The sequence below is a fragment of the Pseudomonas sp. FBF18 genome, from assembly GCF_024261405.1.
GTDB lineage: Bacteria > Pseudomonadota > Gammaproteobacteria > Pseudomonadales > Pseudomonadaceae > Aquipseudomonas > Aquipseudomonas palmensis.
Genome location: NZ_QKRS01000025.1, coordinates 2,209 through 4,011 on the forward strand (window position 1 = coordinate 2,209; position 1,803 = coordinate 4,011).

Consider the following 1,803-nt stretch of genomic DNA (forward strand, 5'->3'; position numbering starts at 1 on the left):
CGAAGCCTTGATGGTTTCCGGGTCACCGCCCCAGCGCCAGTCATTGTCGGTGAGGTTGGGGAAGCCGTAGGCACCCTTGGCGTCCGAGCCGTGGCACACCGAGCAGTTGGAGGCGAACAGGCGACCGCCCATTTTCAGCGCCTGCGGGTCCTTGGCCACTTCTTCCACCGGCATGGCGGCGAACTTGGCGAAGATCGGCCCGAACTTGGCGTCGGCGCGGTCCATTTCCTTTTGCCACTCGTTGGCGCCGGTCCAGCCGTTCTCGTAGCCGGGCAGGATGCCTTTCCAGTTGCCCAGGCCCGGGTACAGGATCAGGTAGCCCACCGAGAACACCAGGGTGCCGACGAACAGCCAGAACCACCACTTGGGCAGCGGGTTGTCGTACTCCTCGATGCCGTCGAAGCTGTGGCCCATGGTCTGGTCGGTGGTGCCCTTGCTCTGGCCCTTGCGGGTGCTGAGCAGCAGCCAGGTCAGGCCGATCAGGCTACCGATGGTCAGTACGCAGATGTACGTACTCCAGAAGGTGGTCATTGCCCGTTACTCCTCGATTCGGATTCTTTGGCGGCAGGTACAAGGCGGTCGTCGGCGAACGGCAGCAGGCTCGCTTCTGCGAACTCGCGGTCACGCCGGCCGCTGAACACCCACAGCGCCAGGCCGATGAAGGCGATGGCTACCAGCAGGGTGCCCAGGCCGCGCAACTGGCCGATATCCAGTGTGAAGTCCATGGCGCTTACCTCTTGTTCTTGATCGCGGTGCCGAGCACCTGCAGGTAGGCGACCAGCGCGTCCATCTCGGACTTGCCCTTGAGCGAGGCCACGGCGCCGGTGATATCGTCGTCGCTGTAGGGCACGCCCAGGGTGCGCATCACGCGCAGCTTGGTCTCGGTATGGCTGCTGTCGACCGGGTTGGCCACCAGCCACGGGTAGGCCGGCATCTTCGACTCGGGTACCACGTTGCGCGGGTTGTACAGGTGCGCACGGTGCCAGTCGTCGGAGTAGCGGCCGCCGACGCGGGCCAGGTCAGGGCCGGTACGCTTGGAGCCCCACAGGAACGGGTGGTCCCACACGCTTTCACCGGCTACCGAGTAGTGGCCGTAGCGTTCGGTTTCGGCGCGGAACGGACGGATCATCTGCGAGTGGCACTGTACGCAGCCTTCACGGATGTAGATGTCGCGGCCTTCCAGCTGCAGCGCGGTGTAGGGCTTCATGCCTTCGACCGGCTTGTTGGTGACGTCCTGGAAGAACAGCGGGACGATCTGGGTCAGGCCGCCGATGCTGACGGCAAACACCATCAACAGCACCAGCAGGAAGACGTTCTTCTCGATTACTTCGTGTTTCATCAGGTTCTCCTCAGGCCAGCTGCGCAGTGGCGTTGGCGGTCTCGCCCGCTGGGGCACGCACGGTGCGCCAGGTGTTCCAGGCCATCAGGAACATGCCGGTGAGGAAGATCGCACCGCCCACGAACCGCACGATGAAGCCAGGGTGGCTGGCCACCAGGGTTTCGACGAAGGAGTAGGTCAGGGTGCCGTCGGCGTTGACTGCACGCCACATCAGGCCCTGGGCGATGCCGTTGACCCACATCGAGGCGATGTACAGCACGGTGCCGATGGTGGCGAGCCAGAAGTGCGCGTTGATCAGGCCCAGGCTGTACATCTGCTCGCGGCCGAACACTTTCGGGATCATGTGGTACAGCGCGCCGATCGAGATCATCGCTACCCAGCCAAGGGCGCCGGCGTGTACGTGGCCGATGGTCCAGTCGGTGTAGTGCGACAGGGCGTTGACGGTCTTGATCGCCATCATCGGG

4 protein-coding genes are annotated in these 1,803 nt (G+C 64.2%); all 4 read right to left on the reverse strand.

Annotation, left to right across the window (positions count from 1 at the left end; all coding sequences use genetic code 11):
* The coding region (locus DN387_RS24965; RefSeq protein WP_254506383.1) for a cbb3-type cytochrome c oxidase N-terminal domain-containing protein at positions 1-531 on the reverse strand (531 nt) is incomplete at its 3' end.
* Positions 528-725, reverse strand: a complete 198-nt coding sequence (locus DN387_RS24970; RefSeq protein ID WP_043862388.1) for a CcoQ/FixQ family Cbb3-type cytochrome c oxidase assembly chaperone — start codon at positions 723-725, stop codon at positions 528-530. The genes DN387_RS24965 and DN387_RS24970, both read right to left, overlap by 4 nt.
* A gap of 5 nt (positions 726-730) precedes the next feature.
* Positions 731-1,339, reverse strand: a complete 609-nt coding sequence (gene ccoO, locus DN387_RS24975) for a cytochrome-c oxidase, cbb3-type subunit II (RefSeq protein WP_043862389.1) — start codon at positions 1,337-1,339, stop codon at positions 731-733.
* Between the two features lie 10 nt (positions 1,340-1,349).
* Positions 1,350-1,803: cbb3-type cytochrome c oxidase subunit I (locus DN387_RS24980; RefSeq protein ID WP_254506385.1), on the reverse strand; the 454-nt coding region annotated here is incomplete at its 5' end.